At 66.7% G+C, this 26,218-nt stretch carries 26 protein-coding genes; 14 read left to right on the top strand and 12 right to left on the bottom strand.

Annotated features, from left to right (window positions below; all coding sequences use genetic code 11):
- Nucleotides 1-74: 74 nt before the first annotated feature.
- Nucleotides 75-932 (top strand): lipopolysaccharide assembly protein LapB, encoded by an 858-nt coding sequence (locus CPCC7001_RS00305; RefSeq protein ID WP_006911353.1) that lies wholly within the window; start codon nucleotides 75-77, stop codon nucleotides 930-932.
- On the opposite strand, the gene CPCC7001_RS00300 is transcribed toward CPCC7001_RS00305, so the two are convergent.
- Complete coding sequence (locus tag CPCC7001_RS00300) at nucleotides 874-1,278, bottom strand: hypothetical protein (protein ID WP_050757009.1); 405 nt, start codon at nucleotides 1,276-1,278, stop codon at nucleotides 874-876. The two genes, CPCC7001_RS00305 and CPCC7001_RS00300, sit on opposite strands and share 59 nt — an antisense overlap.
- A 97-nt stretch (nucleotides 1,279-1,375) precedes the next feature.
- On the opposite strand from CPCC7001_RS00300, the gene xth reads away from it, so the two are divergent.
- Both xth and CPCC7001_RS00290 read left to right on the top strand, forming a co-directional pair.
- Nucleotides 1,376-2,212, top strand: a complete 837-nt coding sequence (gene xth, locus CPCC7001_RS00295; RefSeq protein ID WP_006910872.1) for an exodeoxyribonuclease III — start codon at nucleotides 1,376-1,378, stop codon at nucleotides 2,210-2,212.
- A 42-nt stretch (nucleotides 2,213-2,254) separates the two neighbouring features.
- The gene (locus tag CPCC7001_RS00290) at nucleotides 2,255-4,000 is read left to right on the top strand and encodes an alpha/beta hydrolase (protein ID WP_006909347.1); all 1,746 of its coding nucleotides are present in this window, start codon (nucleotides 2,255-2,257) and stop codon (nucleotides 3,998-4,000) included.
- Between the two features lie 8 nt (nucleotides 4,001-4,008).
- Here the strand turns inward: CPCC7001_RS00290 and CPCC7001_RS00285 are convergent, their stop codons facing one another.
- Nucleotides 4,009-5,481, bottom strand: a complete 1,473-nt coding sequence (locus tag CPCC7001_RS00285) for an FAD-linked oxidase C-terminal domain-containing protein (protein ID WP_006909104.1) — start codon at nucleotides 5,479-5,481, stop codon at nucleotides 4,009-4,011.
- Between the two features lie 161 nt (nucleotides 5,482-5,642).
- Here CPCC7001_RS00285 and hemL point away from each other — a divergent pair, with 161 nt between their 5' ends.
- Genes hemL through CPCC7001_RS00255 form a run of 6 tightly spaced genes read left to right on the top strand, consistent with a single transcriptional unit; the run spans nucleotide 5,643 to nucleotide 10,670 of the window.
- Complete coding sequence (gene hemL, locus CPCC7001_RS00280) at nucleotides 5,643-6,959, top strand: glutamate-1-semialdehyde 2,1-aminomutase (protein WP_006910529.1); 1,317 nt, start codon at nucleotides 5,643-5,645, stop codon at nucleotides 6,957-6,959.
- A gap of 6 nt (nucleotides 6,960-6,965) precedes the next feature.
- Nucleotides 6,966-8,090, top strand: a complete 1,125-nt coding sequence (locus CPCC7001_RS00275; RefSeq protein WP_006909139.1) for a TRAP transporter substrate-binding protein — start codon at nucleotides 6,966-6,968, stop codon at nucleotides 8,088-8,090.
- Between the two features lie 2 nt (nucleotides 8,091-8,092).
- Entirely contained in the window at nucleotides 8,093-8,641 is a 549-nt protein-coding gene (locus CPCC7001_RS00270; protein ID WP_006909256.1) for a TRAP transporter small permease subunit, read from the top strand.
- 5 nt (nucleotides 8,642-8,646) lie between these two features.
- Nucleotides 8,647-10,020: a TRAP transporter large permease subunit gene (locus CPCC7001_RS00265; RefSeq protein ID WP_006911621.1), complete on the top strand. Its 1,374-nt coding sequence runs from the start codon at nucleotides 8,647-8,649 to the stop codon at nucleotides 10,018-10,020.
- Nucleotides 10,021-10,027: 7 nt separating this feature from the next.
- The gene (locus CPCC7001_RS00260) at nucleotides 10,028-10,432 is read left to right on the top strand and encodes a YccF domain-containing protein (protein WP_006911774.1); all 405 of its coding nucleotides are present in this window, start codon (nucleotides 10,028-10,030) and stop codon (nucleotides 10,430-10,432) included.
- A gap of 37 nt (nucleotides 10,433-10,469) precedes the next feature.
- Complete coding sequence (locus tag CPCC7001_RS00255; protein ID WP_006909849.1) at nucleotides 10,470-10,670, top strand: Nif11-like leader peptide family natural product precursor; 201 nt, start codon at nucleotides 10,470-10,472, stop codon at nucleotides 10,668-10,670.
- 7 nt (nucleotides 10,671-10,677) lie between these two features.
- On the opposite strand, the gene CPCC7001_RS00250 is transcribed toward CPCC7001_RS00255, so the two are convergent.
- A complete protein-coding gene (locus CPCC7001_RS00250; RefSeq protein ID WP_156796619.1) occupies nucleotides 10,678-11,991 on the bottom strand; it encodes a hypothetical protein in 1,314 nt (437 codons plus the stop codon).
- A 242-nt stretch (nucleotides 11,992-12,233) separates the two neighbouring features.
- On the opposite strand from CPCC7001_RS00250, the gene CPCC7001_RS00245 reads away from it, so the two are divergent.
- Nucleotides 12,234-13,088: a transglutaminase family protein gene (locus tag CPCC7001_RS00245; protein ID WP_006910554.1), complete on the top strand. Its 855-nt coding sequence runs from the start codon at nucleotides 12,234-12,236 to the stop codon at nucleotides 13,086-13,088.
- Between the two features lie 23 nt (nucleotides 13,089-13,111).
- Here the strand turns inward: CPCC7001_RS00245 and CPCC7001_RS00240 are convergent, their stop codons facing one another.
- The 3 genes from CPCC7001_RS00240 to CPCC7001_RS13840 form a co-directional block, all read right to left on the bottom strand.
- Nucleotides 13,112-13,486, bottom strand: a complete 375-nt coding sequence (locus CPCC7001_RS00240) for a VOC family protein (RefSeq protein ID WP_006909051.1) — start codon at nucleotides 13,484-13,486, stop codon at nucleotides 13,112-13,114.
- Between the two features lie 63 nt (nucleotides 13,487-13,549).
- A complete protein-coding gene (locus CPCC7001_RS00235) occupies nucleotides 13,550-13,894 on the bottom strand; it encodes a type II toxin-antitoxin system PemK/MazF family toxin (RefSeq protein WP_043368399.1) in 345 nt (114 codons plus the stop codon).
- Nucleotides 13,891-14,115, bottom strand: a complete 225-nt coding sequence (locus tag CPCC7001_RS13840) for a ribbon-helix-helix domain-containing protein (RefSeq protein WP_006911443.1) — start codon at nucleotides 14,113-14,115, stop codon at nucleotides 13,891-13,893. Before CPCC7001_RS13840 ends, CPCC7001_RS00235 begins: the two co-directional genes overlap by 4 nt.
- 77 nt (nucleotides 14,116-14,192) lie before the next feature.
- On the opposite strand from CPCC7001_RS13840, the gene CPCC7001_RS00225 reads away from it, so the two are divergent.
- The 4 genes from CPCC7001_RS00225 to CPCC7001_RS15955 all read left to right on the top strand — a co-directional run bounded on the left by CPCC7001_RS00225 (nucleotide 14,193) and on the right by CPCC7001_RS15955 (nucleotide 19,795).
- A complete protein-coding gene (locus CPCC7001_RS00225) occupies nucleotides 14,193-15,293 on the top strand; it encodes an alkene reductase (protein WP_006911523.1) in 1,101 nt (366 codons plus the stop codon).
- Nucleotides 15,294-16,531: 1,238 nt separating this feature from the next.
- Complete coding sequence (locus tag CPCC7001_RS00220; RefSeq protein ID WP_006910164.1) at nucleotides 16,532-17,626, top strand: ParB/Srx family N-terminal domain-containing protein; 1,095 nt, start codon at nucleotides 16,532-16,534, stop codon at nucleotides 17,624-17,626.
- Nucleotides 17,627-17,741: 115 nt separating this feature from the next.
- Nucleotides 17,742-18,674 carry a hypothetical protein gene (locus CPCC7001_RS14880; RefSeq protein WP_198006429.1) on the top strand — a complete coding sequence of 311 codons (933 nt, stop codon included), beginning with the start codon at nucleotides 17,742-17,744 and terminating at the stop codon, nucleotides 18,672-18,674.
- Nucleotides 18,671-19,795, top strand: a complete 1,125-nt coding sequence (locus CPCC7001_RS15955) for a DNA methyltransferase (RefSeq protein ID WP_071778237.1) — start codon at nucleotides 18,671-18,673, stop codon at nucleotides 19,793-19,795. The genes CPCC7001_RS14880 and CPCC7001_RS15955 overlap by 4 nt, the downstream gene beginning before the upstream one ends.
- 223 nt (nucleotides 19,796-20,018) lie before the next feature.
- On the opposite strand, the gene CPCC7001_RS00215 is transcribed toward CPCC7001_RS15955, so the two are convergent.
- From CPCC7001_RS00215 to CPCC7001_RS00190, 6 genes are read right to left on the bottom strand one after another with little or no spacing between them, the layout of a single operon-like run.
- The gene (locus tag CPCC7001_RS00215) at nucleotides 20,019-21,539 is read right to left on the bottom strand and encodes a GMC oxidoreductase (RefSeq protein WP_006911128.1); all 1,521 of its coding nucleotides are present in this window, start codon (nucleotides 21,537-21,539) and stop codon (nucleotides 20,019-20,021) included.
- Nucleotides 21,540-21,552: 13 nt separating this feature from the next.
- The gene (locus CPCC7001_RS00210) at nucleotides 21,553-22,155 is read right to left on the bottom strand and encodes a cytochrome c oxidase subunit 3 (protein ID WP_043368398.1); all 603 of its coding nucleotides are present in this window, start codon (nucleotides 22,153-22,155) and stop codon (nucleotides 21,553-21,555) included.
- Nucleotides 22,152-23,876 carry a cbb3-type cytochrome c oxidase subunit I gene (locus CPCC7001_RS00205; RefSeq protein ID WP_006910601.1) on the bottom strand — a complete coding sequence of 575 codons (1,725 nt, stop codon included), beginning with the start codon at nucleotides 23,874-23,876 and terminating at the stop codon, nucleotides 22,152-22,154. Before CPCC7001_RS00205 ends, CPCC7001_RS00210 begins: the two co-directional genes overlap by 4 nt.
- A 2-nt stretch (nucleotides 23,877-23,878) precedes the next feature.
- Nucleotides 23,879-24,838 carry a cytochrome c oxidase subunit II gene (locus CPCC7001_RS00200; RefSeq protein WP_006910661.1) on the bottom strand — a complete coding sequence of 320 codons (960 nt, stop codon included), beginning with the start codon at nucleotides 24,836-24,838 and terminating at the stop codon, nucleotides 23,879-23,881.
- The gene (locus CPCC7001_RS00195) at nucleotides 24,835-25,470 is read right to left on the bottom strand and encodes a DUF2231 domain-containing protein (protein WP_043368397.1); all 636 of its coding nucleotides are present in this window, start codon (nucleotides 25,468-25,470) and stop codon (nucleotides 24,835-24,837) included. The genes CPCC7001_RS00200 and CPCC7001_RS00195 overlap by 4 nt, the downstream gene beginning before the upstream one ends.
- Nucleotides 25,470-25,967 (bottom strand): DUF2231 domain-containing protein, encoded by a 498-nt coding sequence (locus CPCC7001_RS00190; RefSeq protein ID WP_006909569.1) that lies wholly within the window; start codon nucleotides 25,965-25,967, stop codon nucleotides 25,470-25,472. Before CPCC7001_RS00190 ends, CPCC7001_RS00195 begins: the two co-directional genes overlap by 1 nt.
- Between the last annotated feature and the right edge of the window lie 251 nt (nucleotides 25,968-26,218).

The raw sequence follows: 26,218 nt of genomic DNA, 5'->3' as shown, positions 1-26,218 counted from the left end.
CCCAATGTAGGGGTCGTGCCAATGACTGAGGGTAGGGAGGCAGACTGAGCCCAGCGGTTCGAGTGCCTGCGCCCATGCCCCCAGCCCCGCGCCGTCAAGGTCTCTGGTTGGGCCTGGCGGCGACTGGCCTGGCGGGTGCCTGCCTGGCCGCAGGCTGGTGGCTGGGCCAGCTGCAGGGTGGTGGGATCCCGGAACGCAGCGCCTCCCGTCCCCGTCTGGAGCGGCAAGCGGCCGATCTGCGGCGGCGGCTGGACAGCGGTGAAGCCAGCGTGGCGGAGCAGCAACGGCTGCTGGAGCTGCTGGTGGCTCTCGACCGCAAGGCGGAAGCCACGCCGCTGCTGGAACGGCTGGCCGACCAGCAGCCGGAGCGCTGGTCGCTGCGGCTGCTGCTGGCGGAACTGCGCCGCGATCAGGGTGACCGCAGCGGCGCCGAGCGGGAACTGCGCCAGTTGCTCAACCAGCGCCCCGACCAGGTGGAGGCCCTGCAGCTGATGGCGCTGATCCAGGTGGAAACCGGGCGCACCGCCTTGGCGCTGAGCCAGCTGGAGGCCGCCCTCAAGCGCGCCACCACGCCCACGCCGAAGCCGAACGCCGTGCCGATCGGCCTGCTGCTGGCGAACGTGCACCAGCGCAACGGCCAGCCCGGCAAGGCCGAGGCCGAGCTGATCAAGCTCAACACCCGCTTCCCCAAGGATCCCAGGCCCCTGCTGGCCCGCGCCCTGATCCAGCAGGAGCGGGGCGACACCAAGGCGGCGCAGGGCACCCTGGCCCAGGCCAAGGCGCTGGCTGGGGACAAGGGCGATGCCCGCCTGGATGAGGTGGCGGCAGCCTGGGGACTGGCGGCGATCCGGCCGAAGCCGCCCAAGACTCCGGTCAGGGAGAACGCAGGGGAGCCGCCCCCGGCGACGCCGTCTGGGAGTCAAAGTCCCTGAGGGCGGCGTCCACCGCATCGCCCGGAGGGGTGGCGTCGTCGAGGGCGGTGGCCCGCCGCAGCCGGTTCATCAGGTCGATCGGATTGGTGGCGTCGAGCACGTTGCTGTTGGTGCGGGGGGCCCCGGTGCCCACATCACGGCCGTTGTCCTCGATCGGTCCGCCGAGGGTCTGGCCGTAGCCGGCCTGCTGGGCTTCGGCATGGGGAGCCACGCCAGCCAGTGGCAGCAGGGCGGCACCAAGGGCGACCAGGCCGCCCTGAAACAGCTTGGGGCGGCTGAGCGGGCGGCGGCGGGCGGCGGGCCCGCTCAGCAGGGGTTGATGGATCGCTGGGCTGGTGGGGGCCATGCGGCGGATCTTCAGGCCATCGAGTTGATGCTAAGGGCGTGGCAGGGGCTGTGCCGGCCCCGGTGGCCCAACATGGCGCGGCGGAGCCTCCCTGCCCATGCGCCTGGCCAGCTGGAACGTGAACTCGGTGCGCACCCGCCTGGAGCAGGTGACGACCTGGCTGGAGCAGGAGCGCCCGGAGGTGCTCTGCCTGCAGGAAACCAAGGTGGCCGACGAGCTCTTTCCCCACGACGCCTTCCAGGAGCTGGGGTATGCCACCGCGATCAGCGGCCAGAAGGCCTACAACGGCGTGGCCATCCTGAGCCTGCTGCCGCTGGAGGATGTGCGGATCGGCTTCGAGGCGCTGCTGCCGGGCGACGCCGAAGCCCAGGAGCTCAGCACGCAGAAAAGGGTGATCAGCGCCCTGGTGGATGGGGTGCGGGTGCTGAACCTGTATGTGCCCAACGGCAGCGCCCTCCGGAGCGAGAAGTACGCCTACAAACTCCAGTGGCTCGCCTGCCTGCGCCGCTACCTGGCGGTGCAGGAGGAACAGGGGGATCCCCTCTGCATGCTGGGCGACTTCAACATCGGTCCGGAAGACCGCGACCTCCACGATCCGGACCGTCTCACCGGCGGGATCATGGCCAGCGAGGCGGAACGCCAGGCCCTGCGCGAGGCCCTCGGCGATCGCCTCACCGATGCCTTCCGCCTGTTCGAGCCGGAGGCCGGCCACTGGAGCTGGTGGGACTACCGCACCGGCGCCTGGGACCGTGACCGCGGCTGGCGCATCGATCACATCTACCTCTGCGACACGCTGGCGGCCTGTGCCACGGGGTGCCGGATCCACAAGCACACCCGCGGCAACGTGCAGCCCAGCGATCACGCCCCGGTGGTGGTGAACCTGGCCTGGCCCGAGGAGGACCCGGAGGATGCGATGGAGGACGAGCCCGGCTGATGCCGCACGCCTAGCGTGAGGCCACTCATCCGCTGAGCCAGCATGGCCGAGGGTCTTGTCCAGCCTCGGGATCCTTCGTTCTCCTCCATCCGGCCAGCACCTTCAGACCGCACGGCAGAACGCACGTCAGCGCGCCTCGGTGCACCGGGCTTCGGCCGGGCACTCGGGCTCGCCGCCCTGGCCGCCAGCCTGTGGCTGGGCGGCGGCGCTGCACGGGCGGGGGAATCGATCTCCTTCTCCTACGGGCCGCTGATCCGCTCCCTCAAGGTGAGCTCCCTCGAAACCTTCGCTGACAGCGGCGCCATCGAGGACGATCTCGCCTTCTTCCTGCAGGCCGTGCCGCCGGAGCAGCTTCCGATGCTGCGCAAGGCCCTCACCACCAAGGCGGAGGTCGATCCGCTGATCGTGTCCCGCTTCTTCAACAGCAGCATGGGAGCGGATGTGCTGAAGCGGCTCGGCAAGGCCATCACCCTGCTGCGGGGCGGCAACGGCCAGCTGGCCCTGCGGTCCGCCCTGGTGAACGCCGCCTTCTCCGAGGACGGACTGACCCTCCTCTCCACCCTCAGGGAGTTGCCGTCCGACATCCAGATCCATGGCGAAAAGGTGCTCGGCGCCGAGAAGGCCACCAAGCGCGTGATCGCCGCCACGGAGCAGCTCAACACCGCGATGCGCCAGCTCACGGCGCAAGAGGCCGAAGCCCAGCCCCCGGTGGACTACGCCACCCTCGTGGATCCGCGCCGGCCCGGGCCCCACACGGTGAGCGAGCAGGTGTGGACGCTGAACGATCCCCAGCGCAACCGCAGCCTCTACGTGGACGTGTACAGGCCGGCGATCGCCGGTTCAGGTCCGATCCCGGTGATCGTGTTCTCCCATGGCCTGGCCTCCCGGCCGGAGGACTTCACCATCGCCCTGCGGCAGATGGCCTCCCACGGCTATCTGGTGGCGGCTCCCCAGCATCCCGGCAGCGACACGATCTGGCTGAAGGAGATGCTGCGGGGCCTCCACGCCGATCTGTTCGACGTCAACGATTTCGTCAACCGCCCCAAGGACATCAGCTTCGTGCTCGATGAGCTCGAGCGCCGCAATGCCGGCTCGTTCCAGGGCAGGCTGCAGCTGGAGTCGGTGGGCATCGCCGGCCACTCCTTCGGGGGCTACACGGCCCTGGCCGTCGCCGGCGCCCGGGTGGATCCCGCCTATCTGAAGGAGGAGTGCGAGCGCCCCTACGCCGCCCTGGACATCGCGCTGCTGCTGCAGTGCCAGGCCCTCCGGCTCCCTGCCGAGCAGCTTCAGGGGCTGCAGGATCCCCGTGCCGTGGCCGTGTTCGCCGCCAACCCGGTGAACCGCGCCATCTTCGGCCGCAAGGGACTGGAGCAGATCAAGATCCCGGTGGTGCTGGCCTCGGGCAGCTACGACCCGGCCACCCCGCCGGCCCTGGAGCAGGCGGCCTCCTTCACCTGGCTCAGGGCGCCGGAGAAGTACTGGCTGATCGTGGAGGGGCAGGCCCACGTGAACTTCACCCAGATCGATCCGGGCATCGGCAAGGCGATCAAATCGATCACCGATCTCACCCTCCCCAACCAGGGGCTGATCGGCAGCTACATGCAGGCGATCACGGTGCCGTTCTTCGGGGTCCACCTCCGCCAGGACCCCGCCTTCCGCCCCTTTCTGCGCTCGTCCTACGCCGAGTACCTGGCCAAGGACCAGCGCTTCAAGCTGTTCATGGTCAGCGGGGCCTCCTCCCAGGCGGTGGCCGACGACATCGAGGCGTTCCGCCAACAGAACCCCTGAACCACCGGTCAGACCACCACCACCTCGGCCGGGAGCTTCAACCCCTGGGCTTCGAGCACGGCCACCCGCCGGGCCGACTCGGCGCAGGTGCGGGGGGTGGGGAAGATCTTGCCGGGGTTGGCCCTGGCCTCCGGATCGAAGGCCCGCCGCACCAGCTGCATGGTGGCCAGGTCGTCGGGACTGAACATCCAGTCGAGGTAGCAGCGCTTGTCGCTGCCCACGCCGTGCTCGCCGGTGATGCTGCCGCCCGCCTCCACGCAGAGGCGCAGGATCTCGGCCCCCAGCTCCTGCACCCGCTCGCCGATGCCCGGCTCGCCGGCCCGGTAGAGGATCAGGGGATGGAGATTGCCGTCGCCGGCGTGGAACACGTTGGCCACCGGCAGTCCGAAGCGCTCGCTGAGCCGCTCGATCGCCGCCAGCACCCGGGGCAGGGCACTGCGGGGCACCACGCCGTCCTGGAGGTAGTAGCTGGGGAAGCGGCGGCCCAGGGCCGAGATCGCCGACTTGCGGCCCTTCCACAGCTGGGCCCGCTCGTCCGCATCCCAGGCCTGGCGCACCTGGCGGGCGCCGGCCTGCCGGCACAGGGCGGTGGCCAGCTCCACCGCCGCGGCCACCTCCCGCTGCTGGCCGTCCAGCTCGATCAGCAGCACCGCCGCCGCGTCGCGGGGGTACTCGTCGTAGCCGAAGTAGTCGTCCACCGCCTCGATCGTGAGGCGGTCCATCATTTCCATCCCCGCCGGCATCACCCCGGCCGCCGTCACCAGCCGCACCGCTTCGCCGGCGGCCTCCATGGCGGTGAAATCGGCCAGCAGCACCGCCACGCTCTGGGGGGCCTGCAGCAGCCGCAGGGTGATGGCGGTGGCGATGCCCAGGGTGCCCTCGCTGCCGATGAAGGTGCCGCGCAGGTCGAGTTCGGGGGTTTCGTCCAGGTCGCTCCCCAGGGTGGTGACCGTGCCATCGGGCAGCACCACCTCAAGGCCCAGCACGTGGTTGCTGGTGACGCCGTACTTGAGGCAGTGCACGCCGCCGGAGTTTTCGGCCACGTTGCCGCCGATGCTGCAGGCCACCTGGCTGGAGGGATCCGGGGCGTAATAGAAGCCGTCGCCCGCCACGGCCCGGGTGACCCAGCTGTTGATCACGCCGGGCTGCACCACCACACGCCGGTTGGGCAGATCGAGGTCCAGCACCCGGCGCATGCGGCTGGTGGCCACCACCAGGGCCTCCGTGTCCGCCACGGCTCCGCCGGAGAGGCCGGTGCCGCTGCCCCGGGCCACGAACGGCACCCCCTGGCGGTGGCAGAGGGCCAGCACGTCCGACACCTGGCGGGTGGTTTCCGGCAGCACCACCAGCGGCGGCTGATGGCGGTGCAGGGTGAGGCCGTCGCAGTCGTAGGCCAGCAGCTCCTGCCGGGCCGCCACCACGGCCCTGGGGGGCAGAAGCCGGCGCAGCTCGCGCTCCAGTGCTGGCCAGTCGATACGCACAGGGCCGGTCAGTTGTGATCCGAAACTACTGACAAACCGTTGGGGAGGGTCTTGGGCCAGGATGGGAAGCGGTCCTTCCGTAACGCTCTGCCGTTACGGCGCTGCGCCCAGCCGTTGCGAACGCCGACCAACCTCCCGACAACCCCACCGCGGAATCCGCCTTGACCTCGGCTCCCGTTTCGGCCCCCGCCCTGAACACCACCCGCTCCCAGGAGCTCTTCAGTGCCGCCCAGGCGCTGATGCCAGGCGGCGTGAGTTCGCCGGTGCGGGCGTTCCGCTCCGTGGGGGGCAACCCGATCGTGTTCGACCGGGTGAAGGGCGCCTACGCCTGGGATGTGGATGGCAACCGCTACATCGACTACATCGGCAGTTGGGGCCCCGCCATCTGCGGCCATGCCCACCCCGAGGTGATCAGTGCCCTGCATGCCGCCCTCGACAAGGGCACCAGCTTCGGCGCCCCCTGTGAACTGGAGAACCAGCTGGCGGAGCGGGTGATCGAAGCGGTGCCGTCGGTGGAGATGGTGCGCTTCGTGAACAGCGGCACCGAGGCCTGCATGTCGGTGCTGCGGCTGATCCGCGCCTTCACCGGCCGCGAGAAGATCATCAAGTTCGAAGGCTGCTACCACGGCCACGCCGACATGTTCCTGGTGAAGGCGGGCTCGGGGGTGGCCACCCTGGGGCTGCCCGATTCCCCCGGCGTGCCGCGCAGCACCACTGCCTGCACCCTCACGGCTCCCTACAACGACCTGGAGGCGGTGAAGGCCCTGTTTGCCGAGAACCCCGGCGAGATCGCCGGCGTGATCCTGGAGCCGGTGGTGGGCAACGCGGGCTTCATCCCGCCCGTGCCGGGCTTCCTGGAGGGGATTCGCGAACTCACCAAGGAGAACGGCGCCCTGCTGGTGTTCGACGAGGTGATGACCGGCTTCCGCATCAGCTACGGCGGCGCCCAGGCCCGCTTCGGCGTGACGCCGGACCTCACCACCCTGGGCAAGGTGATCGGCGGCGGTCTGCCGGTGGGGGCCTACGGCGGCCGCGCCGACATCATGGCGATGGTGGCCCCGGCGGGCCCGATGTACCAGGCCGGCACCCTCAGCGGAAACCCCCTGGCCATGACGGCCGGCATCAAGACCCTGGATCTGCTCAAGCAACCCGGCACCTACGAGAAGCTGGAGGCCACCACCAAGCGGCTGATCACCGGCATCCTCGACGCGGCCCGGGACGCCGGCCTGCCCATCTGCGGCGGCTCGATCAGCGCCATGTTCGGCTTCTTCCTCTGCGAGGGGCCGGTGCGCAACTTCGAGGAGGCCAAGGCGGCCGACGCGGCCCGTTTCGGCAAGCTGCACCGCGCCATGCTGGAGCGCGGCGTGTACCTGGCCCCCAGCGCCTTCGAAGCCGGCTTCACCTCCCTGGCCCACAGCGACAGCGACATCGACGCCACGATCGCGGCCTTCAAGGAGAGTTTCGCCGCGGTGGCCTGACCCCGGTTGACGCTCCCCCGCCGCCAACTCCTCCAGGCGGCCGCTGCAGGCAGCTCGGCCGCCCTGCTGGGCGCCTGCACCATCCGCCGGGCCGGCACCACCACCGGCGCAGCCCTGCCGTCCGTGCGCTGGCGGATGGCCACCAGCTGGCCCCATGCGCTGGACACGATCTACGGCGGCGCCGAAACGGTGAGCCGCCGGGTGGCCGAAATGAGCGAGGGCCGCTTCCAGATCCAGCCCTTCGCGGCCGGAGAGCTGGTACCGGGGCTGGAGGTGCTGGAGGCGGTGCAGAGCGGCTCGGTGGAGTGCGGCCACACCGCCAGCTACTACTACGTGGGCAAGAACCCTGCCCTGGCCTTCGGCACGGCGGTGCCGTTCGGCCTCACGGCCCAGCAGCAGAACGCCTGGCTCTATGAGGCCGGCGGCCTGGAGGCGATCAACGGGGTGTACGCCGACTTCGGCGTGATCAGCTTTCCCGCCGGCAACACCGGCGCCCAGATGGGCGGCTGGTTCAAGCGCCGGCTGGACGGCCCGGCCTCGCTGCGGGGCCTGAAGATGCGCATCCCGGGCCTGGGGGGCAAGGTGATGGCCGCCCTGGGGGTGAACGTGCAGGTGCTGCCGGGCGGCGAGATCTACCTGGCCCTGGATCGCGGCGCCATCGACGCCGCCGAGTGGACCGGCCCCTATGACGACGAGAAGCTGGGGCTGGCCCGGGCTGCCCGCTACTACTACTACCCCGGCTGGTGGGAGCCAGGGCCCACCCTCACCGCCCTGGTGAACCGCCAGGCCTGGCGGCGGCTGCCGAAGGCCTATCAGACGATGTTCAGCGTCGCCTGCCAGGAGGCCAACCTGGGGATGCTGAGCCGCTACGAGGCCCTCAACGCCGTGGCCCTGAAACGGCTGCTCCAGAGCGGCACGCAGCTGGTGAACTACGGCGAGGCCATCCTCACGGCTGCCGCCGAAGCGTCGGAACAGCTGCTGGCCGAGATGGCGGCCGGCGACCGCGGCTTCCGGGAGATCCACGACCAGTGGCGCACCTTCCGCCGCCAGGTGCAGGACTGGAACGAGGTGAATGAGTATTCCCTCTCCCGCTTCACCTACCGCGGCAAGGCCGGCGGAGGCGACAGCTGACGATGCCGGCACCGCCTGAGCGCCAACCCGCCGCCCGCCTGGTGGCCGCCATCGACCGGCTGAACTGCTGGGCGGGACGGCTGGCGGGATGGGCCCTGGTGCTGATGCTGATCCTCGGCTGCTGGAACGTGATCGGCCGCTACGCCGGTCTGCTGCTGGGCCGCAACCTCAGCTCCAACGGCCTGATCGAGGCGCAGTGGTACCTGTTCGCGCTCGCCTTCCTGCTGGGTCTGGGCTGGACCCTGCAGCGCCAGGGCCATGTGCGGGTGGATGTGCTGCAGTCCCGCTGGCCCGAACAACGGCGACGCACGGTGGAGCTGGCCGGCACCCTGGGGCTGCTGCTGCCGTTCGTGGCCCTGGTGCTGATCGTGTCGGCGGCGCCGACGATCGAGAGCTGGCGCATCGCCGAGGCCTCTCCCGATCCGGGCGGACTGCCGCGGTTCTGGGTGAAGGCCCTGATCCCGCTTGGCTTCCTGCTGCTGGGCCTGCAGGGCATCGCCGAGGCGATCCGCCTGCGCCTGCAGGGGCGTGCGCTGAGGCGGCGGCGCTGAACGGCATGGAGATCGAGCTGCTCGGCTACGTGATCGGCTTCGATGCCGGCGCCTGGCTCGGGGCGGGCATGTTCGCCACGCTCGTGCTGGCCCTGCTCAGCGGCTACCCCGTGGCCTTCGCCCTGGGCGGGGTCTCGGTGCTGTACGGCCTGCTGGGCATGGCCCTGGGGCTGATCGATCCCTCGTTCCTCTCGGCGCTGCCGCAGCGGATCTTCGGGATCATGGGCAACTTCACCCTGCTGGCGATTCCGGCCTTCGTGTTCATGGGGGCGATGCTCGAGAAATCGGGCATCGCCGAGCGGCTGCTGGTGGCGATGGGGCACCTGCTGGGTCGACTGCGCGGCGGCCTGGCCCTGGCGGTGGTGCTGGTGGGGGCGCTGCTGGCGGCCACCACCGGCGTGGTGGCCGCCACCGTGACCACCATGGGGCTGATCTCACTGCCGGCGATGCTGCGGGCCGGCTACGACCGCTCCCTGGCCTGCGGCGTGATCACCGCCTCCGGAACTCTGGGGCAGATCATTCCCCCCAGCATCGTGCTGGTGGTGCTGGGCGACCAGCTCGGAGTGTCGATCGGCGATCTCTTCCTGGGCTCGCTCATTCCGGGGCTGGTGATGGCCGGCGCCTTTGCCCTCTACGTGCTGGTGATCACGACGCTGCGGCCCGAGCTGGCCCCGCGGCGCAGCACCGCCGAGGAGCGGGCCATGCCGGCAGCCACCTTGTTGCAGGTGGTGCTGCAGCCCCTGGGGCTGATCCTGCTGGTGCTGGGCAGCATCTTCTTCGGCGTCGCCACCCCCACCGAGGCCGGTGCCCTGGGCGCCCTCGGGGCGGTGGTGCTGGCAGCGCTGCAGGGCGGTCTCAACCGCCAGGGCTTGGCCGAGGTGAGCGATGAAACCCTGCGCACCACGGCGATGGTGATGGCGATCCTGCTCGGCTCCACCGCCTTCAGCCTGGTGTTCCGCGGGCTGGGGGGCGATCAGCTGATCTCCGGGCTGCTGCTCAACCTGCCCGGCGGCCGGGTGGGGTTCCTGGCGATCGCGATGCTGGTGATCTTCGCCCTGGGCTTCTTCATCGACTTCTTCGAGATCGCCTTCATCGTGGTGCCGCTGCTGCTGCCCACGGCCCGGGAGCTGCTGGGGCCCGCCGAGCTGCTCTGGTTCGGGGTGGTGATCGGCACCAACCTGCAGACTTCCTTCCTCACCCCGCCGTTCGGCTTCGCCCTCTTCTACCTGCGTGGCGTGGCCCCGCCGGATCTGGCCACCGGCGCCATCTACCGGGGGGCCTGGCCATTCGTGGGAATCCAGCTGGCCGTGCTGCTACTGGTGGTGATGGTGCCCCAGATGGTCACCTTCCTCCCCTCGCTCGCCGCACCGGCCGGCTGAAGCCCCCATGCTGCGCTTCCTGCTCAACGTTCTCTGGTTTGTTCTGGGCGGCTTCGTGATGGGCCTGGGCTGGTGGCTGGCCGGGCTGGTGGCCGCCATCACGATCGTGGGCATCCCCTGGGCCAAGGCCTGCTTCGTGATCGGCAACTTCTCCTTCTGGCCCTTCGGCTACGAGGCCGTGAGCCGGCGGGAGCTCACCGGGTCCATGGATCTCGGCACCGGCCCGCTGGGTCTGGTGGGCAACATCGTGTGGTTCCTGGTGGCCGGCTGGTGGCTGGCGATCGGCCACCTGAGCTCGGCCCTGGCCTGTTTCGTCACGATCGTGGGCATCCCCTTCGGGATCCAGCACATCAAGCTGGCGCTGATCGCCCTGGCCCCGATCGGCATGGAGGTGGTTCCCACCTCCCGCTGAGGTGAGCTAGACAGGCGCCTGGAAGCCACACGCTGCCATGACCGCCGCTGGCCTCAAGGGCCTTCTCAAAGCCGCCTTCAACGATCCCGCCCTGGAAGCCCGCCTCACCGCCCCCGGCGCTGACACGGTGGCGATCGCCGCTGAGGCCGGCTACACGATCACGGCCGAGGAGATCAGCCAGGCCCTCGAAGGCTGGGAGGAGTGGCGGATCAGCAGCATCCACGACGTGGAGACCTGACCCTCTCCTATGGGGGCGGCAGCGGCTCCACCCGGAACGCACAGGGGCAGAGCCGTTCGATCAGCTGCCGAGGGGTGGCCTCTCCACAGAGCAGCAGCCGGAGCGCCGGCCAGATGAACTGGGTGTTGTAGGCGTTGGCGCCATGCTTCACCCCGCCGAAGGAGCGGAACAGGGCATCGTCGTAATAGGCCGTGGAGGTCACGGCCTGGTTGTGGAAGGCCACCAGCGGTGGCGCGGCCTCCGGATTGGAGCAGGAGAACAGCAACGCCTTGCTGGTGCTGGCGATGGCGGTGAAGTTGGGCCCCGGGCCGCCACGGGCCGTGGCCCACTGGTCCGGTGGCACGAGCCGGTCGGCGGCGCCATGCAGGATCGCCACCGGCACGCTGAGAGCGGCTCCGGTGCTGGTGATCCGCAGCGGATCGGCGGTGAAGGGAGCCCCGAACAGCTTCAGCAGCCAGATCGCCAGGCGGGGGATGCCCATCTCGGAGCTGGCGGCCGGATCCGCCACCAGCACCTGGCTGGGCGCAAAGCGCTGATCGGCGCGGTGGCGGTAGGCACTGGGCAGGCTCAGGGCCAGCAGTCCGCCCAGGGAATGGCCGAAGGCCACGGGCTGCACGCACTGCCCAGCCCAGTGGCGGAAGTCGTCCAGGCCGCTGAGATCGGCCCAGGCCCCATCCACCCGATCGATCGCCATCTCGAGCCACTGACGCGGGGCAACGGCCAGGCTCAGGGCCACGGTGGACAGCAAGTGGATCAGGTTGCGGCCGTAGCGGCGGCGGAACCAGCTGAGCGCCTCCAGCAGGGCCAGCACCACCAGCAGGGGCCAGAGGGTGCGCCGCAGGGCAGCGGCCGGAATGCCGGCGCCACCGGAGTCGTCGGACTCAACGCCGAGAGCCTTCCGCAGGGTGGCGGGGAACACCTCCTCCTCGGCGTCGATGTCCGCGGTCTGCTGAAGCACGCCGCGCCAGAGGGCGGCATCCCGGCGCTCCTGCCGCACCGCCGCTGGGGCGCCGGGCGGGGTGTCCGGGTAGAGGCTGCGCTGGAAATCCGGGAAGAACACCAGGTTCCCCTGGCGCACCAGCTCCACCAGGTGGGCCTCGTAGAAGCTGGGCATGCAGAGGGCAAAGCCATGCAGGTAGGTGATGGCGCGCAGGGGCTCGGGCCTGGGGCTGCGGGCCTGTTCGGGCACGTACACCCGGATGTAGGTGCCGTCGGCGTGGCTGCCCCGCTGGTACACCGCGTAACCCGGGCCGGTGTGGTCGGCGGGGTGGTGAGCCACCTGCCAGTCCTGAGGCGCCGGCATGGGGGAACTGGCCGTCATGGCAGCACGTTCCGCGCTGGTGTCGCCACAGTCTGGGGTGTCCTCAACGCCCAGGGAGGCCGGGGTAGGGGTTCACAACGGATGTCCCGATCCTCCCGCCGCCGGGCAATCCGCTGGAGTGGGAAGCGATCGCAGGCGGGCGGGACCGCGACGGCCCTTCCCTTGCCGAGCGCCTGAGCCGAGCGCCTGAGCGTGTCAGAGCTCCCGCACCCCGCCCACCGGCCAGGGGCGCAGCGGCCAGCATGGGCCCGATCGGCACGCTCTCAGTCACCGCAGTGGATCTACGCATCGGCTGCCGACTGGAGATCGCCTGCGAGGCGCCCACGCCGATGCTCGCCCTCGTGCACCCCCACACCAGCCTGAGGGCCAACCTGCTGGACCCGGAGCAGGTGTTCCTGCAGCCGGATCGCCCGGTGGAGGTGCTCACCGACGGCAAGGGGAACCGCTGGTGCCGCTTCATCGCCGCCTCCGGCAGCACCCGCTTCGGCTACGACGCCAGCATCGAGCGGCCGGATGCAGGGGATCTCGTGGTGCCGGCGGCGGCACTGTGCCCGGTTCAGTTTCTGCCGATCGACACCTACCCCTTCCTGAACGCCAGCACCTACTGCGACACCGCGGCGCTGATGGGTCTGGCCTGGGCCACCTTCTCCCAGGTGCCCGCAGGCTGGGCTCGGGTGCAGGCCATCTGCGATTGGATTCACGCCCAGATCCGCTTCGACTACGACGCGGTGACGCCTGAGAAGACGGCCAGCCAGACCCTCGCCGATGGAGCCGGTGTGTGCCGCGACTTCGCCCACCTGGCGATCAGCCTGTGCCGCTGCCTCAACATCCCCGCCCGCTACTGCACCGGCTACCTGGGCTACACGGGCATTCCGGTGACGGAGGCGCCGGTGGACTTCTCAGCCTGGTTCGATGTGTTTCTGGGCGACCGCTGGTACACCTTCGATGCCCGGCACAACATGCCCCGCTGCGGCCGGGTGCTGATCGCCCAGGGTCGTGATGCCGGCGATGTTCCGTTCCTGCGGTCCTTCGGTGAGCACCGTCTGGTGAGGCTGGAGGTGATCACCGAGGCGATCGCCTCCACGATGGCGGTCTGAGGGTGGCTGACGCGAAGGCGTCCTCAGCTCTGGGAATAGAGGCCGATGGGGTTGCCTTCGGTGTCCATGCAGACGGCGATGAAGCCGTACGCGCCGATCTTCATCTTCGGCTGCAGCACCTTGCCGCCGGCGGGTTCCACCCGGGCCTGTTCCACGGCGCAGTCGTCGCAGGCGAAATAGATCAGGGTGCCGCCCGGGCCGGGCTTCATGCCCTCCATGGTGGTGAGAGCACCGCCGGCTCCCATGAGGGTGTCGCTCATGGGGAAGGTCCAGTAGTCCTCGCCCTCGGGCGTGGGCATGTTGGTGAGGGTGAGCGCGAACACGGCCTCATAGAAGCGCTTGGCACGCTCCAGGTCGGTCACGGCGATCTCGAACCAGGTGACGGGGTTGCTGGCCATGGCGGGCCTCGGGCGCGGATGGATTCACGCTAGGGACGGCTTCCGGAGCGGGCACCTACCCGTTCAGGGCAGCTCCAGCCAGCCCCGCAGGGCCAGATCCAGGTCCACCAGCACCTGGGGCTCCAGCTGCCCTACCACCTCACCCACCGCCTGGATCGGAACGGTGAACAGCTTGTCCACCATCAGCTGGGACGGTTTGCGCAGGCCATTGCGCGGCGAGGGCTCCACGGCAAGCCGCACCAGGGGAGCCTGCACCAGGGTGCTGGTGAGAGGACAGAGGGTGACGCTGGGATGGGCCTGGAGCCAGCGGTCCGCCTGAACCACCACTGCCGGCCGTGGTTTGCCGGAATAGGCACCGGGGCTGGCCACGGTCACCAACGTGCCGCGGCGTAGAGCGGCCGGCGTCATGCCGTCCAGTCGCTCCAGTCGGGCACCTGTTCTGTCCAGTGGGGCTGCTCCAACCGGGCCAGGTGTTCGGACTGCCGGCGTGCCTCCTCGGCATCGCCGTGACGGAGGAGGTACTGACGAATGGCCTCGCGGATGCAGGCACTGCGGCTCTTGCCGAGCTGCCGCGCCAGCTGATCGAGCTGCCGCTCCAACTCCGGTTCCACGCGCACGCCGATCACCATGGCGACACCTGTGAAACGTTTCGTAGAACAGCCTAGGTCAGGGTCCGCTGGCCGGCTGGCAAACCAGCCTCAGCACAATGCCCATGGCCCTGCCGCCCTCACCCTCCCCGATGCCCAGTCTCTTCTCGCCGATGGTCCTGGGTGCGCTGGAGCTCCCGAACCGGATCTGGATGGCGCCGCTCACCCGCTGCCGGGCTGAGGACGGACATGTGCCCGGGGCGCTGATGGCCGAGTACTACGCGCAGCGGGCCAGCGCCGGACTGATCATCGCCGAGGCCACCATGGCGATGGAGGGCCATTCGGCTTTCTGGCATGAGCCCGGCATCCACAGCCAGGCCCAGGTGGATGGCTGGCGGCTCACCACCGATGCGGTGCACCGCGCCGGCGGGCGCATCGTGCTGCAGATCTGGCACGGCGGCCGCGCCTGCCATCCGCTGCTCAACGGCGGCCGGGTGCCGGTGGCGCCCAGCCCGATCGCCATCACCGGCGATACGGTGCGCACGCCCGAGGGCAAGCAGCCCTATGTGGTGCCGCGCGAACTGGACGACGACGAGATTCCGGCGATCGTGGAGGGCTTCCGCCTGGCGGCGCGCAACGCCATGGCCGCCGGCTTCGACGGGGTGGAGGTGCATGGCGCCAACGGCTACCTGCTCGATGAATTCCTGCGCGACGGCAGCAACCACCGCAGCGGCCCCTACGGCGGGCCGATCGCGCAGCGGGCCCGGCTGCTGCTGGAGGTTCTGGAGGCGGTGGCCGGCGAGACGCCGCTGATGGGCCTGCGCCTGTCGCCCCTCAACAGCTACAACGCCATGGCCGACAGCGATCCGATCGGCCTGATCACCTGGCTGGCCCGGCGCCTCAACGATCTGCCCCTGGCCTATCTGCATCTGATGCGCGGCGATTTCCTCGGCCGCCAGCAGGGTGATGTGCTCAGCCCGGCCCGCGAGCACTACCGCGGCGTGCTGGTGAGCAACATGGGCTACGACGCCACCGAGGCCGAGGCGGCCATCGCCGCCGGCGCCGTGGATGCGGTGGCCTTCGGCACGGCCTTCCTGGCCAATCCCGATCTGCCCGCGCGCATCCGCCGCGGCGCTCCGCTCAACGAACCCGATCCGGCCACCTTCTACAGCCCCGGGCCGGCGGGGTACACCGATTACCCCACGCTCGCTTCGGTCTGAGGGAGGGTGGGTTCGATGGGTGGAGCAGCGCTCGTTGCTGGGCTAGGCCCTGTAGATCCGCCTCCACCAGGGCCTCGAAGCGTCCTGGCTCGGCCGCTTCCAGCAGGGCATGGTGATCCTTGACAGGCTGATCGGGATAAGCCGGCAACCACTTAGGCAGGCAATTCAGAAAGTAGTCACTGTTTATCTAACGCTTGCCATCACCTGGCCGCAGAGAGAGGCAAATCTGTTGAATAACTCTCAGGTGGCGGCTCAGGTGCATGGCCGTGTTAGGCCCCGTATACATCCGAGATAGAGTGTGATTCCTCATGTTCGAGCAAGACAGCATGCATCCGTAAATGCCAGGCAGCTCCGAATGGTCTGACGCACTCGAGCAAATCAGGAGCGTATCGGATCGAATCAAAATGCTTCTTCTTGGCGAGTCTGGATGTCCTCGAAAAGTCAGTAAAGGAACTATGTGATCTATCAGCTCATTTACAAGTAGGATCGCATCGGGATCACCATTGGCCGGATACGCTATCTCCTAATGCTCCTCAACTGTCGGTCAGGAAATGGAGGCGTATTTGGCTCGCTCTAGCCTATTGCCTGACCTGACGGCGCCTAGCTCTCCGCAGACTTTCGATTCACCTAGCTACATTTCGATCAACGAATACAACAAAGAAAAGCTTAGGCCAAATCCGAACCAACGCTATAATGCTCAGCTCTCCGTGAACAGCCCGATCATCATTTCATGCCGGTGGAGCACCTCAATCCAGCTGAGCACCTACAGCCAAGGAAGCTCCATATATGCTGAGATTGATCGCGTCCATTTCTGGGGCTGAGTCGACGCACGATTGTACTTAGCGACGACAATCCAGGCCGTCAATCTCGTGGGCCGCTCTTTGGGCTGGTTCTGACGTCGAGCTTTAGGTGCAAACCCGCACGCTCAAGGCCTTAGAGTGGCTAGAACAAACCTACGGGCTACTCGCACGTAAGCGATGGAGATGGCCAGTTTTCCAACTCTCTATGCCATTGCTGCAGCTGCAGCCGCAGCACCATCACCGTATGGAACGAAGATAAGATCCAGCCGGCTGTGTGGTCCGGCTTATCGACGCACTAGTCAACAGCCGAGCCGTTCGATACGCGTTAAGTAACTCTATTGTCTATGGCGAAAAACAACTCCGAGCAGTAAACGGCACTCTTCTAGTAGAATGAACAGAGCTTTGACTGAAAACTCGATTTCACGAGGCGTAACCAACGTGTCCCAAAGCAATCCAATCATCAGTGACGAATTCGAGGCGCCCGATAATCTGCGCCTTGATCTCCAGAATCCGCGGATTCCTGACGAGTCATTCGAATCCGAAGAAGAGGTTCTAGAGTATCTGCTCGACCACGCGGATATTCAGGAGCTTATTCAATCGATTTTGACCTCTGGCTGGCTGGATTACGAACCACTGATTGTCCTTGAGCAAGACAACGTCGTTCTTGAGGGCAATCGTCGTCTCGCCGCACTTCGAATCTTGGCGGACGAGGCAACTCGTGAGCGCTTTGGCATTGAGCTTCCAGAAGAACCTGGGCCTAAGTCACAGCCTCAGATGGTGCGCGTGCGCCGCGTGAATTCGCGAAGCGACGCTCGTGACTTCATTGGATTCAAGCACATCAATGGCCCATTTAAGTGGGATGCGTTGGCCAAAGCAAAGTATGCTGCGGAGTGGCTAAGTGACGGTGCAACTATCGATCACGTTAGCCGGCGCCTAGGAGACAATCATAACACAATCCGGCGACTTGTAAACGGATGGAATGTCCTTCAACAGGCACTTGCAGAGGGCTTCAACCGTGAGGATACCACTAAAAAGTCGTTCCCCTTTTCGCACCTTTATACAGCTGTCGCAAGGCCAAATGTAAGGTCATACCTTGGCTTGTCAGATGACAATTTGTCTGAGGTGTTGCCAGTGCAGCCAGTACCAACAGAGCGAAGCGATGAGCTTCGTCAGCTAATGTCTTGGTTATATGGGCAGAGGAACGAGCCCGCAGTTGTAGCGAGTCAGAATCCGGATCTGAACCGTTTGGTGGAGGTGCTTGGTAACGACAATGCGACAACAATGCTGGAGGCGACTCGTGACCTGCATATCGCGTACGATCAAGTAGAGGACAAGAGCTTGCAATTCAGCCGCTCTCTAATGCTGACTATCAAGCAGGCGGAGGATACTCTGCGATTGGTTGGCAATTTCGATGGACGCCCTGACTTGATGACGGCGGGTGACAACCTTAGGAGGACTGTGCAATCCCTGCATGGGGCTATGAAAACCACCACGGAGCGACTTGAACAGGGAGAGGATGACAATGCCAATTAGAGGTCCTCTGCCACAGGACACGCGAAGCCGGCTGGCAGATTGGCTCGAGGTTATGGCTCTTACAGCAAGTCGTGGAGTAGCAACGCGAGCGGATGTTGTTCGTCTGTATGATCGTTTGGCCGACGACGGACATGATGTCCGATATGACCCATCGAACGGGGACAGTTTAGAAAGTGAAATATTGGAGGACGACCGGCACGAGGCAGCAGATGTTGTACTCGACGAGCTGGAGCATCGCAGCGCTGTTGTCGGAAGTTATTACCCGTTTCAGATCAGGAGCCGAGGCGCCAACTGGAGCATTCGATGCGTTTCGACCCGTGACAGGCAATCCAATGAATCATCTACGGGCCAGGAATGCTATATCTTCTGCCTTCTGACAAGCGCCATCCGTGATCGGCGTATTCAGGGCCAAGGCATTCCGGATTTGGAACGTGCGATGGCTCGTCACTTTCAGGAGATTGCCTCCGAGGCTGCAGCTGATGTGATTGGCGGTGTTTCGGTTTCCTTTGGGTGGCCAAGGAAGGAAGGGACTGCTTTCCGCCCTGCTTTGCAGGACTTGAACCGGCAGCTTCGGCTTGGTACGGTTCACGACAGCGTTCCCATTTGGTCGAATGGCAGAGAAAAGGATTCCGGAATTGATGTTGTGGCTTGGCGTGAGTTTGACGACAAACGGCCGGGTAAGCTGGTGTTATTCGGGCAAGTCGCCTCTGGCAACGACTGGACCAAAAAGTCAGTAAAAGCAGATACACCTAGGTTCTTGAGCTGGTTCTCACAACAGCCTACCCACCACTACATCCCAGCAATATTCATTCCTTTCCCACAGCATCATGAATGTGCTGGGAGCAGTGAAGCCGCCTTCGAAGACGTCGCATCAGCCCAAGCCTGGCTCCGCGAACAGGAGTTTGGTCTCGTGATCGACCGACTGCGAATTGTCGGTGCAGCTGCAAGGCGCTTGACGAGCTCGGCATCGCAATCAGGTGGTAATACGCTTACCTCTGTAAGGGAGTGGATTGACAGTGCACTCAACGAAGCAAAATCTGCCGCATGAGCAATAGACATCCTTTTCATTCGCTTTGTCCCTACTTCGCCATGTTCCCAGAGGAATTTGTGGAACATCAAGTTCTTACATATACAACCCCGGGAGACGTTGTATTTGATCCCTTTTGTGGACGTGGGACAACAGTCTTCGAGAGTTTGCTTCATGGCCGTCCTTCGTACGGGGTGGACATCAACCCCGTAGCCGCTTGCATTGCAGGTGCCAAAGCGGAAGCTCCATCACTACAATCGATCTTCAGAAGAATAAATGAATTGGAGGAGAGCTTCACCAGCGACCCGATTTTATCAGTAGCGCCTAGTCCATTTTTTGAGGCGTGTTATGAACGCAATACTTTGGCAGAGATTCTATTTCTTCGTGAACATCTCCAGTGGCGTCACGATCAAGTGGATCGGTTTATCGCTGCCCTAACCTTGGGCGTACTCCACGGAGAGTCGCACCGTTCTGATTATTGCTTGAGCAACCGCATGCCCCGCACAATAAGCACTAAACCAGATTACTCCATACGTTGGTGGGCTGAGCGTGGGCTCCAACCGCCACGACGGAGGGTGTTTGATGTTCTCCGTAACACCGCGACGTTTCGATTCAGAGCCCCCTCAGCCGAGATAAGGGGGATGGTCCGCCAAGCAGATGCGAGAGACTCAGCAGCTTCGTTCCCGGAAATATGCGGGAAGGTGCGCCTGGTTGTGACGTCACCTCCATACCTGGACACTACCGATTATGCCGAAGACCAATGGCTAAGATTATGGTTTCTAGGTGGTGCACCATTTCCTGAGCTGCGCAAGAACCCTGATGACAGACACACCCGAATCGATCGATACTGGCAGTTCCTGTGTGAAGCGTGGGCAGGTGTGATTCCTTTGCTAAGCGATCATGCTGTTATCGTAGTTCGGATTGGAGGGGCAAAACTTACCAAAGATGATCTTTTTCGTGGGGTAACTCAGAGCTTGCGCGATGCCGCCGAAAGTGATCACGGTCGAAGTGTTCAGCCGGTTCACGAGGGGGTGACCTCCTCTATAAGGCCACGTGAAGTTCGTGCGTTTCGGCCAGCGACTTCGCGGGCTAACGTTGAACACGACTTTGCCTACGAGTTGTCGTACTGTCCAGCAGCGTAGTAAATCTAACTAGTCATTGGTCGGTTCCGTGAACCAAGGCAGAGCGATGCGCCCTTTCCGATAACCACACTGGAGCAATAGCTGGTGAGACGCAAAACCCAGGTGCGGCATTGCTTCTAGCTTCGACACTCCACAGGGTAGGCGTGGTTATCGGACCCAAGAACCACTGGTTCAGCCAGCTACAGAACAGCTGTGCAGGATCTTTCAAGAAGGGGAACAAACCTCACCCCAACACCCACCGCACTTCCTCCGCCACCCGCAACGCATTGGCGATCACCGTCAGCCCAGGCCCCACCGCCGGGCAGCTGGGGAACACGCTGGCATCGGCGATCCACAGGTTCTCCAGTTCGTGGCAGCGGCCCTGCAGGTTCACCACGGACGTAGCCGGATCGGGGCCCATGCGGCAGGTGCCGCAGGCCAGGCCCATCACGCTCAGCGGGGCCTCGCCGCGGGGGTAGATCGGGGCCCGCTGCACCACCGTGGTGGCGGGGTCGGCCTCGGTTTTCTGGATCGTGTCCAGCCAGCGGTACACCAGCCGGTCGTGGGCTTCGCGGTTGTTGGCGATGTAGGCCACATCGATGCGCTCGCCCCGCACCGTCACCCGGTTCTCCGGGTCGGGCAGCACCGCCGTCATCGCCCACCAGGTGATCGAGCGGTCGGCCAGCCACTCCAGCGCCGGATCCGGCAGCAGCCGGCTCACCAGCGACAGCAGCGGCGGCGACTCGGCGAACAGCGGATCCTGCAGCACGCCACCGCCGTTGCGGATCGAGCCCAGCGCGTAGCTCACGTTCTTGTCGCCCCAGTAGTAGTCGGTGAGACCCAGAGCAGGTGAGTAGCGCCCCGAGTTGGGGCTGCTGGCCCGCTGCAGCAGGGCCGTGAGCTGGGGCTTCATCAGGTTGCGGCCCACCTGATCCGAGCCGTTGGCCAACCCGCTTGGATGCCGCTCCCCGGCCGAGCGCAGCAGGATCGCCGCCGTGTTCACCGCCCCCGCCGCCAGCACCACCTGCTGTCCCTGGAACAGCCAACGGTCCTCCCCGATCCGCGCCTCCACCCCCTTCACCTGGCGGCCGGAGGGGTCCACATGCAGCGCCTCCACCTCCGCGCCGCTGCGAACCGCCGCCGGCGTGGCGGCCGCCAGGGCCCGCTCCACGCCGAACTGCTCCGCATCGCCGGTGGGATCCGCCGCGTTCTCGCTCCAGCTCAGCGGCAGGTGATACGGCCGCAGCCCCTGGCGCGCCAGGTCGGCATGCAGCTGCTCCAGCACCGGCTCCATCGGCCGCGGCTCAAAGGGATAGGCGCCTGAGCGGGGCGGCGCCGTGGGGTCTTCGCCGGCCTGGCCGTGCACCCGGTAGAGCGCCTCGGCCCGGTCATACCAGGGCTCCAGATCGCCGTAGTGCAGGCCCCAGGCCGGCGAGCGGCCGTCCTGCATCGCAACCCCCTCGAACTCCGCCTCCCGCAGCCGCTCCAGCACCGCCGCCCAGATCTTGGTGTTGCCCCCCAGCGCATACACCATCTGGGGATTGAAGGGATCGCCGTCGCTGCCGAACCAGGGCTGCTCGGGGTGGTAGCGCTGCTTGCGGAACAGGTCCACATCCACCACGTTCTGATCCACCAGCGGCAGCCGCTCGCCCCGCTCCAGCAGCAGCACCTTCCTCCCCGCCTCGGCGAGTTCAGCCGCCAGCGTGCCGCCGGCCGCGCCGCTGCCGATCACCACCACGTCGTAGAGGGTGTCGTCGATGATCATCGCGGGGGCCTCCTCAGCGCTGCCACACGTAGATCAGGGCGAACAGCACCACCCAGATCACATCCACGAAGTGCCAGAACAGCGACACGGCCGTCACCCCCACCGAGCCGGCGTCGTAGTTGCCGGGGCGGAACGAGCGGGCCAGCATCAGCCCCATCAGCAGCACGCCGGTGAGCACGTGCAGGCCGTGGAAGCCGGTGAGCAGGTAGAAGCTGGCGCCATACACGCCATCCCCCAGACCGAAGGGCAGCGCCGCCCACTCCAGCCCCTGCCCCACCAGGAACACGGCGCCCATGGCCATCGTGAGCAGCCACCAGGCGCGGAACTGTCGCAGCCGGCCCCGGTGCAGGGCCCGCTCGGCGAGGTAGATCACGCCGCTGCTGCTCACCAGCACCACGGTGAAGCGCAGGGGCATCGCCACCTCCAGCCCCTCCACCCCCGGCGGCAGCCACAGAGGGGAAGACGTTTTATAGATGGCATAGCCGGCGAACAGCGCCAGGAAGATCACGCTCTCAGAGAGCAGGAAGATCACGAAGCCGGTGAGGGTGTGATCGCCGTGGCCAGCGTGCTCGCCGTGCACGGGGACCTCCGTCGGTGCTGGGTTGAGGCTGGTCATGGGGTTGCTCCGGCCTTGGCGGCCTTGGCCACGTAGCGCTCCTCGTGTTCCACCAGCGGCCGCCCCAGGCCGTAGCCGTAGGGGCCGCTCACCACGGTGGGCACGTCGTGCTCGAAGTTCTCCGCCGGCGGCGGCGAGGGCAGCAGCCACTCCAGGCCGATGGCGTGCCAGGGATTCGGCGGCGCCTTCTCGCCCCGCACCCAGGAGCTCACCAGGTTGAGCAGGAACGGGATCGTGGCCACCCCCAGCAGGAAGGCGCCGAGGCTGGCGAGCACGTTGGCGAAGGCGAACTCCGGGTCGTACGACGCCACCCGCCGCGGCATGCCCAGCAGCCCGGCCGCATGCATCGGCAGGAAGGTGAGCTGGCTGCCGATGAAGGTGAGCAGGAAGTGCAGCTTGCCCAGGCCCTCATACATCATCCGGCCGGTGAACTTCGGGAACCAGTGGTAGATGCCCGCGAACACGCCGTAGGTGATGGTGGAGAAGATCACCGTGTGGAAGTGGCCCACCACGAAGTAGGTGTTGCCCACGTGGATGTCCACCGGCACCGTGGCCAGCATGATGCCGGTGATGCCGGCGAAGATGAAGTTGAACACCCCGCCCAGGCAGAACAGCATCGCCGTGGTGAGGCGCAGCTTGCCGCCCCAGAGGGTGCCGATCCAGGCGAACACCTTGATACCGGTGGGCACCGCGATCAGCATCGTGGTGACCATGAACAGGTTGCGCATCCACTGCGGCGTGCCGCTGTAGAACATGTGGTGCACCCACACGATCAGGCTGAGGAAGGTGATCGCGAACGAGGCGATCGCCACCACGTGGTAGCCGAACAGGGGCTTGCGGGCATACACCGGAAACAGTTCCGAGAAGATGCCGAACACCGGCAGCACCATCACGTACACCGCCGGATGGGAATAGAACCAGAAGAAGTGCTGATACAGCATCGGATCACCGCCGCCCTCGGGCCGGTAGAAGCTGGTGCCGAAGCTCAGGTCGAACAGCAGCAGCACCGCCCCGGCGGTGAGCACCGGCAGGCCGATCAGCTGGATCGCCTGGGCGGCCACCGCCGTCCAGCAGAAGATCGGCATCCGGAACCAGCCCATGCCGGGCGCCCGCATGCGGATGATCGTGGTGATGAAGTTCACCGCCCCCATGATCGAGGAGATGCCCGAGAGCGCCACCGCCAGGATCCACAGGAACTGGCCGTTGAGGAAGTGCCCCAGCGGGTTCTGGATGCTCTGGGGCGGATAGGCCCACCAGCCCGCTCCCGAGGGGCCCCCCGGCACCAGGAAGCTGGCCATCAGGATCACCCCGAACACCGGCACCATCCAGAAGGCGGCCGCGTTCAGGCGCGGAAAGGCCATGTCCGGCGCGCCGATCATCGGTGGGATCAGCAGGTTGTTGAAGCCGTTGAGGATGGGGAACAGAAACAGGAACAGCATCACCGTTCCGTGCATCGTGTAGAGCCCGTTGTACACGCTGGGATCCACCAGATCCGCAGCCGGTGTGATCAGCTCGCCGCGCATGATCATCGACAGCAGGCCGCCCACCAGCAGAAAGAACAGTGCGGTGATCATGTACTGCAGACCGATCACCTTGGCGTCGGTGTTGAAGCTCAGGAAGCGCCGCCAGTTGTTGGGCGCGCCGGGCACCGGATGGGGTGCCTTGAGCACACGGGGATCGAAGGAGGGAGCGGGGGCGGGTGCCGGGGTGGTGCTGGTCATGGTCAGCCCTCGTGACTGGCGGTGGGATCGGCGCTCACGTGCACCAGCGGCGGCGGCGCCGGCGGCACGGTGGCCCAGCCCCGGTCACCCCGGGCCAGGCGCTGGGCATAGAGATCGGTGGCGGCATTGGCGGCCGGCCGCAGCGGCTGGCGCAGGGCCTGCTTGAGCCAGGCCGCATGCACCTCGGGCGGCTCCACCACCACATCGGTCTGGTTGGAGGCGAAGTAGCCGCCGCTGAACATCGAATCCCGCAGCCGGTAGCGGCCGGCGCGGGTGGGGATGAGGCTGTAATCGATCACGCTGCCGGGGATCAGGTCCTGCTTGAGGCGGAAGGCCGGCACGTAGAAGCCGTGGATCACATCGGTGGCGCTCAGCCGCAGGAAGCTGCGCTGGCCTTCCGGCAGGTGCAGCTCGCTGCTGTGCACGCCGTTGGGGTAGATGAACTCCCAGCTCCACTGGCGGCCGATCACCTGGATCGGGGCCTCGGCGGCCGGATCCTCCGCCGCGAGCTCCGCAGCCATGGGCCCCTCGGCGCCGTGCATGGCGGCATGGCCGCCGCTCACCCGCACCTTGCCGCCCAGGGTGGCGAGGGTGTCGCTCACGTCGATCGCCTTCCAGGCGATCAGCATCACGATCACCAGCGGGATCAGGGTCCACACGATCTCCAGCTTGAGGTTGCCCTCGATCGGATCGCCGTTGTCCAGGTCGTACTTGGGGGCGCGGTTGAACAGCAGCGTCCACAGCATCACGCCGCTGCAGCCGAAGAAGATGAAGCTGCCGATGCCCACCTCCAGGGCGAACAGATCGTCCACCGGGCCGGCAGCCGCGGAGGCCGGCACCGGCAGCCAGCGGTGCGACTGGGCAGCCATCCAGAAGCTGGCGGCCAGATCGGCCAGCACCGCGGCCAGCAGCAACGCGACGGCCCAGAGCCTTGGGGAGCCCGATGGGGTGGCGGTGGTCATGGCAGGGCCTCCCGCAGGTTCAGACCCGCCGCCACCAGTTGATCGGCGGTGACATGCACGCCGAACTCACCGGCCAGCTGGGCGCCGAGGGTGCCGTGCACGCCGATCAGCACGAACAGGCCCAGGCCCGCCACCAGGTAGCTCCACTGCACCTGCCGGCCCAGATCCCGACGCCAGCGGAAGCGCTGCAGACCGCGCCACACCGTCATCGCCACGATCAGCAGCAGCACCACCACGCCGCCCACGCCATGCCAGAGCATGGTCGAGGCGCTGCCGAGGCCGAAGTCGCTGCGGCCGCCCGGGATCGGCACCGCCAGCAGCATCTCGTAGAACCCCGCCGCCACCGTGAGGAAGCTCACGGCCGCACAGGCCAGCAGGTTGTACCAGCCCACGTCGTGGAAGCCGGCCCGCGTCACCGGCAGGGCCAGGAAGCGGAACAGGCGCTTCTCCAGCGGAAACAGGGCGCCGGCGATGTCGAACACGATCGCGATCACGAACAGCCCGATCGTGAAGTGCACCAGGTTGGGGTGCACGGGCATGCCGTAGGGCAGCTGGTTGGGGCCCAGCTGATCGGCCACCGGCGTGAAGGCACGGAGCGCAGCAAAGGCTGTCTTCCCGGCAACAAAAGCCATCACACCAGCCCCGCGCGCACCGCTTCCACCACGGGCACCGTGTGGAGCCCATACACCCACACCAGCTGGTTGCCCAGCAGCACCTGCACCACCACCAGCACGCTCAGCAGGGCGCCGGCACCCAGGAAGGCCGGCGGCAGGCGCAGGGGATCACGGCTGCGGATCACGTAGCGCCAGCCCGAGAGCAGGGCCAGCACCCCCGCAAGCGACCAGCCCAGGGTGCTGTGCAGGTTGAGGATCGTGCTGGCTGCGCCGTAGGGATTGGCCAGGCCCGCCTCGATCTGGCCGAAGATGATCGCCACGAAGATGGCCACGGTGGCCACCAGCAGGTTCCAGAAGCTCACCTCGTAGAGGGCCGGCCGACGGCCGAAGCGGCCGATCAGATCGAACACCACGCTGATCAGGGCCATGGCGATCACGAAGTGCACCACGATCGGATGGATCGTGTCCATCCACGGCAGGTTGCGGTCGTTGAGCGCGGGGAGCAGCTCCAGCATCGGGGCGGGGTGAGCGCAGAGGTTGGCTGGTGGGGCGGGTACTCAGGCCGAGGGCCCGGAGGCAGAAGGCCCGGCCGGAGATCCGGGCGCTGAGGCTTTGCCTGCTGAAACCTGGACGGAGGTGGACGCCGAGCGGCACGCACCATCCACGATCGGCAGACCACGGCCGCAGCGCGTCGGGTTGTGACGGAATGCAACGGCCCTGTGGGGATTTGGAGACCTCCAACAGGCGGTGAAGTACCGGTTTAAGG

It is taken from the genome of Cyanobium sp. PCC 7001 (assembly GCF_000155635.1).
Taxonomy (GTDB): Bacteria; Cyanobacteriota; Cyanobacteriia; order PCC-6307; family Cyanobiaceae; genus NIES-981.
Note: the sequence above shows the minus strand (reverse complement) of the source record. Positions and strands in the feature narration are given on the sequence as shown.

Coding starts and splice junctions, on each gene's coding strand:
- CPCC7001_RS00305 (WP_006911353.1), top strand. CDS start 75: ATGCCCCCAGCCCCGCGCCGTCAAGGTCTCTGGTTGGGCCTGGCGGCG.
- CPCC7001_RS00300 (WP_050757009.1), bottom strand. CDS start 1,278: ATGGCCCCCACCAGCCCAGCGATCCATCAACCCCTGCTGAGCGGGCCC.
- xth (WP_006910872.1), top strand. CDS start 1,376: ATGCGCCTGGCCAGCTGGAACGTGAACTCGGTGCGCACCCGCCTGGAG.
- CPCC7001_RS00290 (WP_006909347.1), top strand. CDS start 2,255: ATGGCCGAGGGTCTTGTCCAGCCTCGGGATCCTTCGTTCTCCTCCATC.
- CPCC7001_RS00270 (WP_006909256.1), top strand. CDS start 8,093: ATGCCGGCACCGCCTGAGCGCCAACCCGCCGCCCGCCTGGTGGCCGCC.
- CPCC7001_RS00265 (WP_006911621.1), top strand. CDS start 8,647: ATGGAGATCGAGCTGCTCGGCTACGTGATCGGCTTCGATGCCGGCGCC.
- CPCC7001_RS00260 (WP_006911774.1), top strand. CDS start 10,028: ATGCTGCGCTTCCTGCTCAACGTTCTCTGGTTTGTTCTGGGCGGCTTC.
- CPCC7001_RS00255 (WP_006909849.1), top strand. CDS start 10,470: ATGACCGCCGCTGGCCTCAAGGGCCTTCTCAAAGCCGCCTTCAACGAT.
- CPCC7001_RS00250 (WP_156796619.1), bottom strand. CDS start 11,991: ATGACGGCCAGTTCCCCCATGCCGGCGCCTCAGGACTGGCAGGTGGCT.
- CPCC7001_RS00245 (WP_006910554.1), top strand. CDS start 12,234: ATGGGCCCGATCGGCACGCTCTCAGTCACCGCAGTGGATCTACGCATC.
- CPCC7001_RS00240 (WP_006909051.1), bottom strand. CDS start 13,486: ATGGCCAGCAACCCCGTCACCTGGTTCGAGATCGCCGTGACCGACCTG.
- CPCC7001_RS00235 (WP_043368399.1), bottom strand. CDS start 13,894: ATGACGCCGGCCGCTCTACGCCGCGGCACGTTGGTGACCGTGGCCAGC.
- CPCC7001_RS13840 (WP_006911443.1), bottom strand. CDS start 14,115: ATGGTGATCGGCGTGCGCGTGGAACCGGAGTTGGAGCGGCAGCTCGAT.
- CPCC7001_RS00225 (WP_006911523.1), top strand. CDS start 14,193: ATGCCCATGGCCCTGCCGCCCTCACCCTCCCCGATGCCCAGTCTCTTC.
- CPCC7001_RS15955 (WP_071778237.1), top strand. CDS start 18,671: ATGAGCAATAGACATCCTTTTCATTCGCTTTGTCCCTACTTCGCCATG.
- CPCC7001_RS00215 (WP_006911128.1), bottom strand. CDS start 21,539: ATGATCATCGACGACACCCTCTACGACGTGGTGGTGATCGGCAGCGGC.
- CPCC7001_RS00210 (WP_043368398.1), bottom strand. CDS start 22,155: ATGACCAGCCTCAACCCAGCACCGACGGAGGTCCCCGTGCACGGCGAG.
- CPCC7001_RS00205 (WP_006910601.1), bottom strand. CDS start 23,876: ATGACCAGCACCACCCCGGCACCCGCCCCCGCTCCCTCCTTCGATCCC.
- CPCC7001_RS00200 (WP_006910661.1), bottom strand. CDS start 24,838: ATGACCACCGCCACCCCATCGGGCTCCCCAAGGCTCTGGGCCGTCGCG.
- CPCC7001_RS00195 (WP_043368397.1), bottom strand. CDS start 25,470: ATGGCTTTTGTTGCCGGGAAGACAGCCTTTGCTGCGCTCCGTGCCTTC.
- CPCC7001_RS00190 (WP_006909569.1), bottom strand. CDS start 25,967: ATGCTGGAGCTGCTCCCCGCGCTCAACGACCGCAACCTGCCGTGGATG.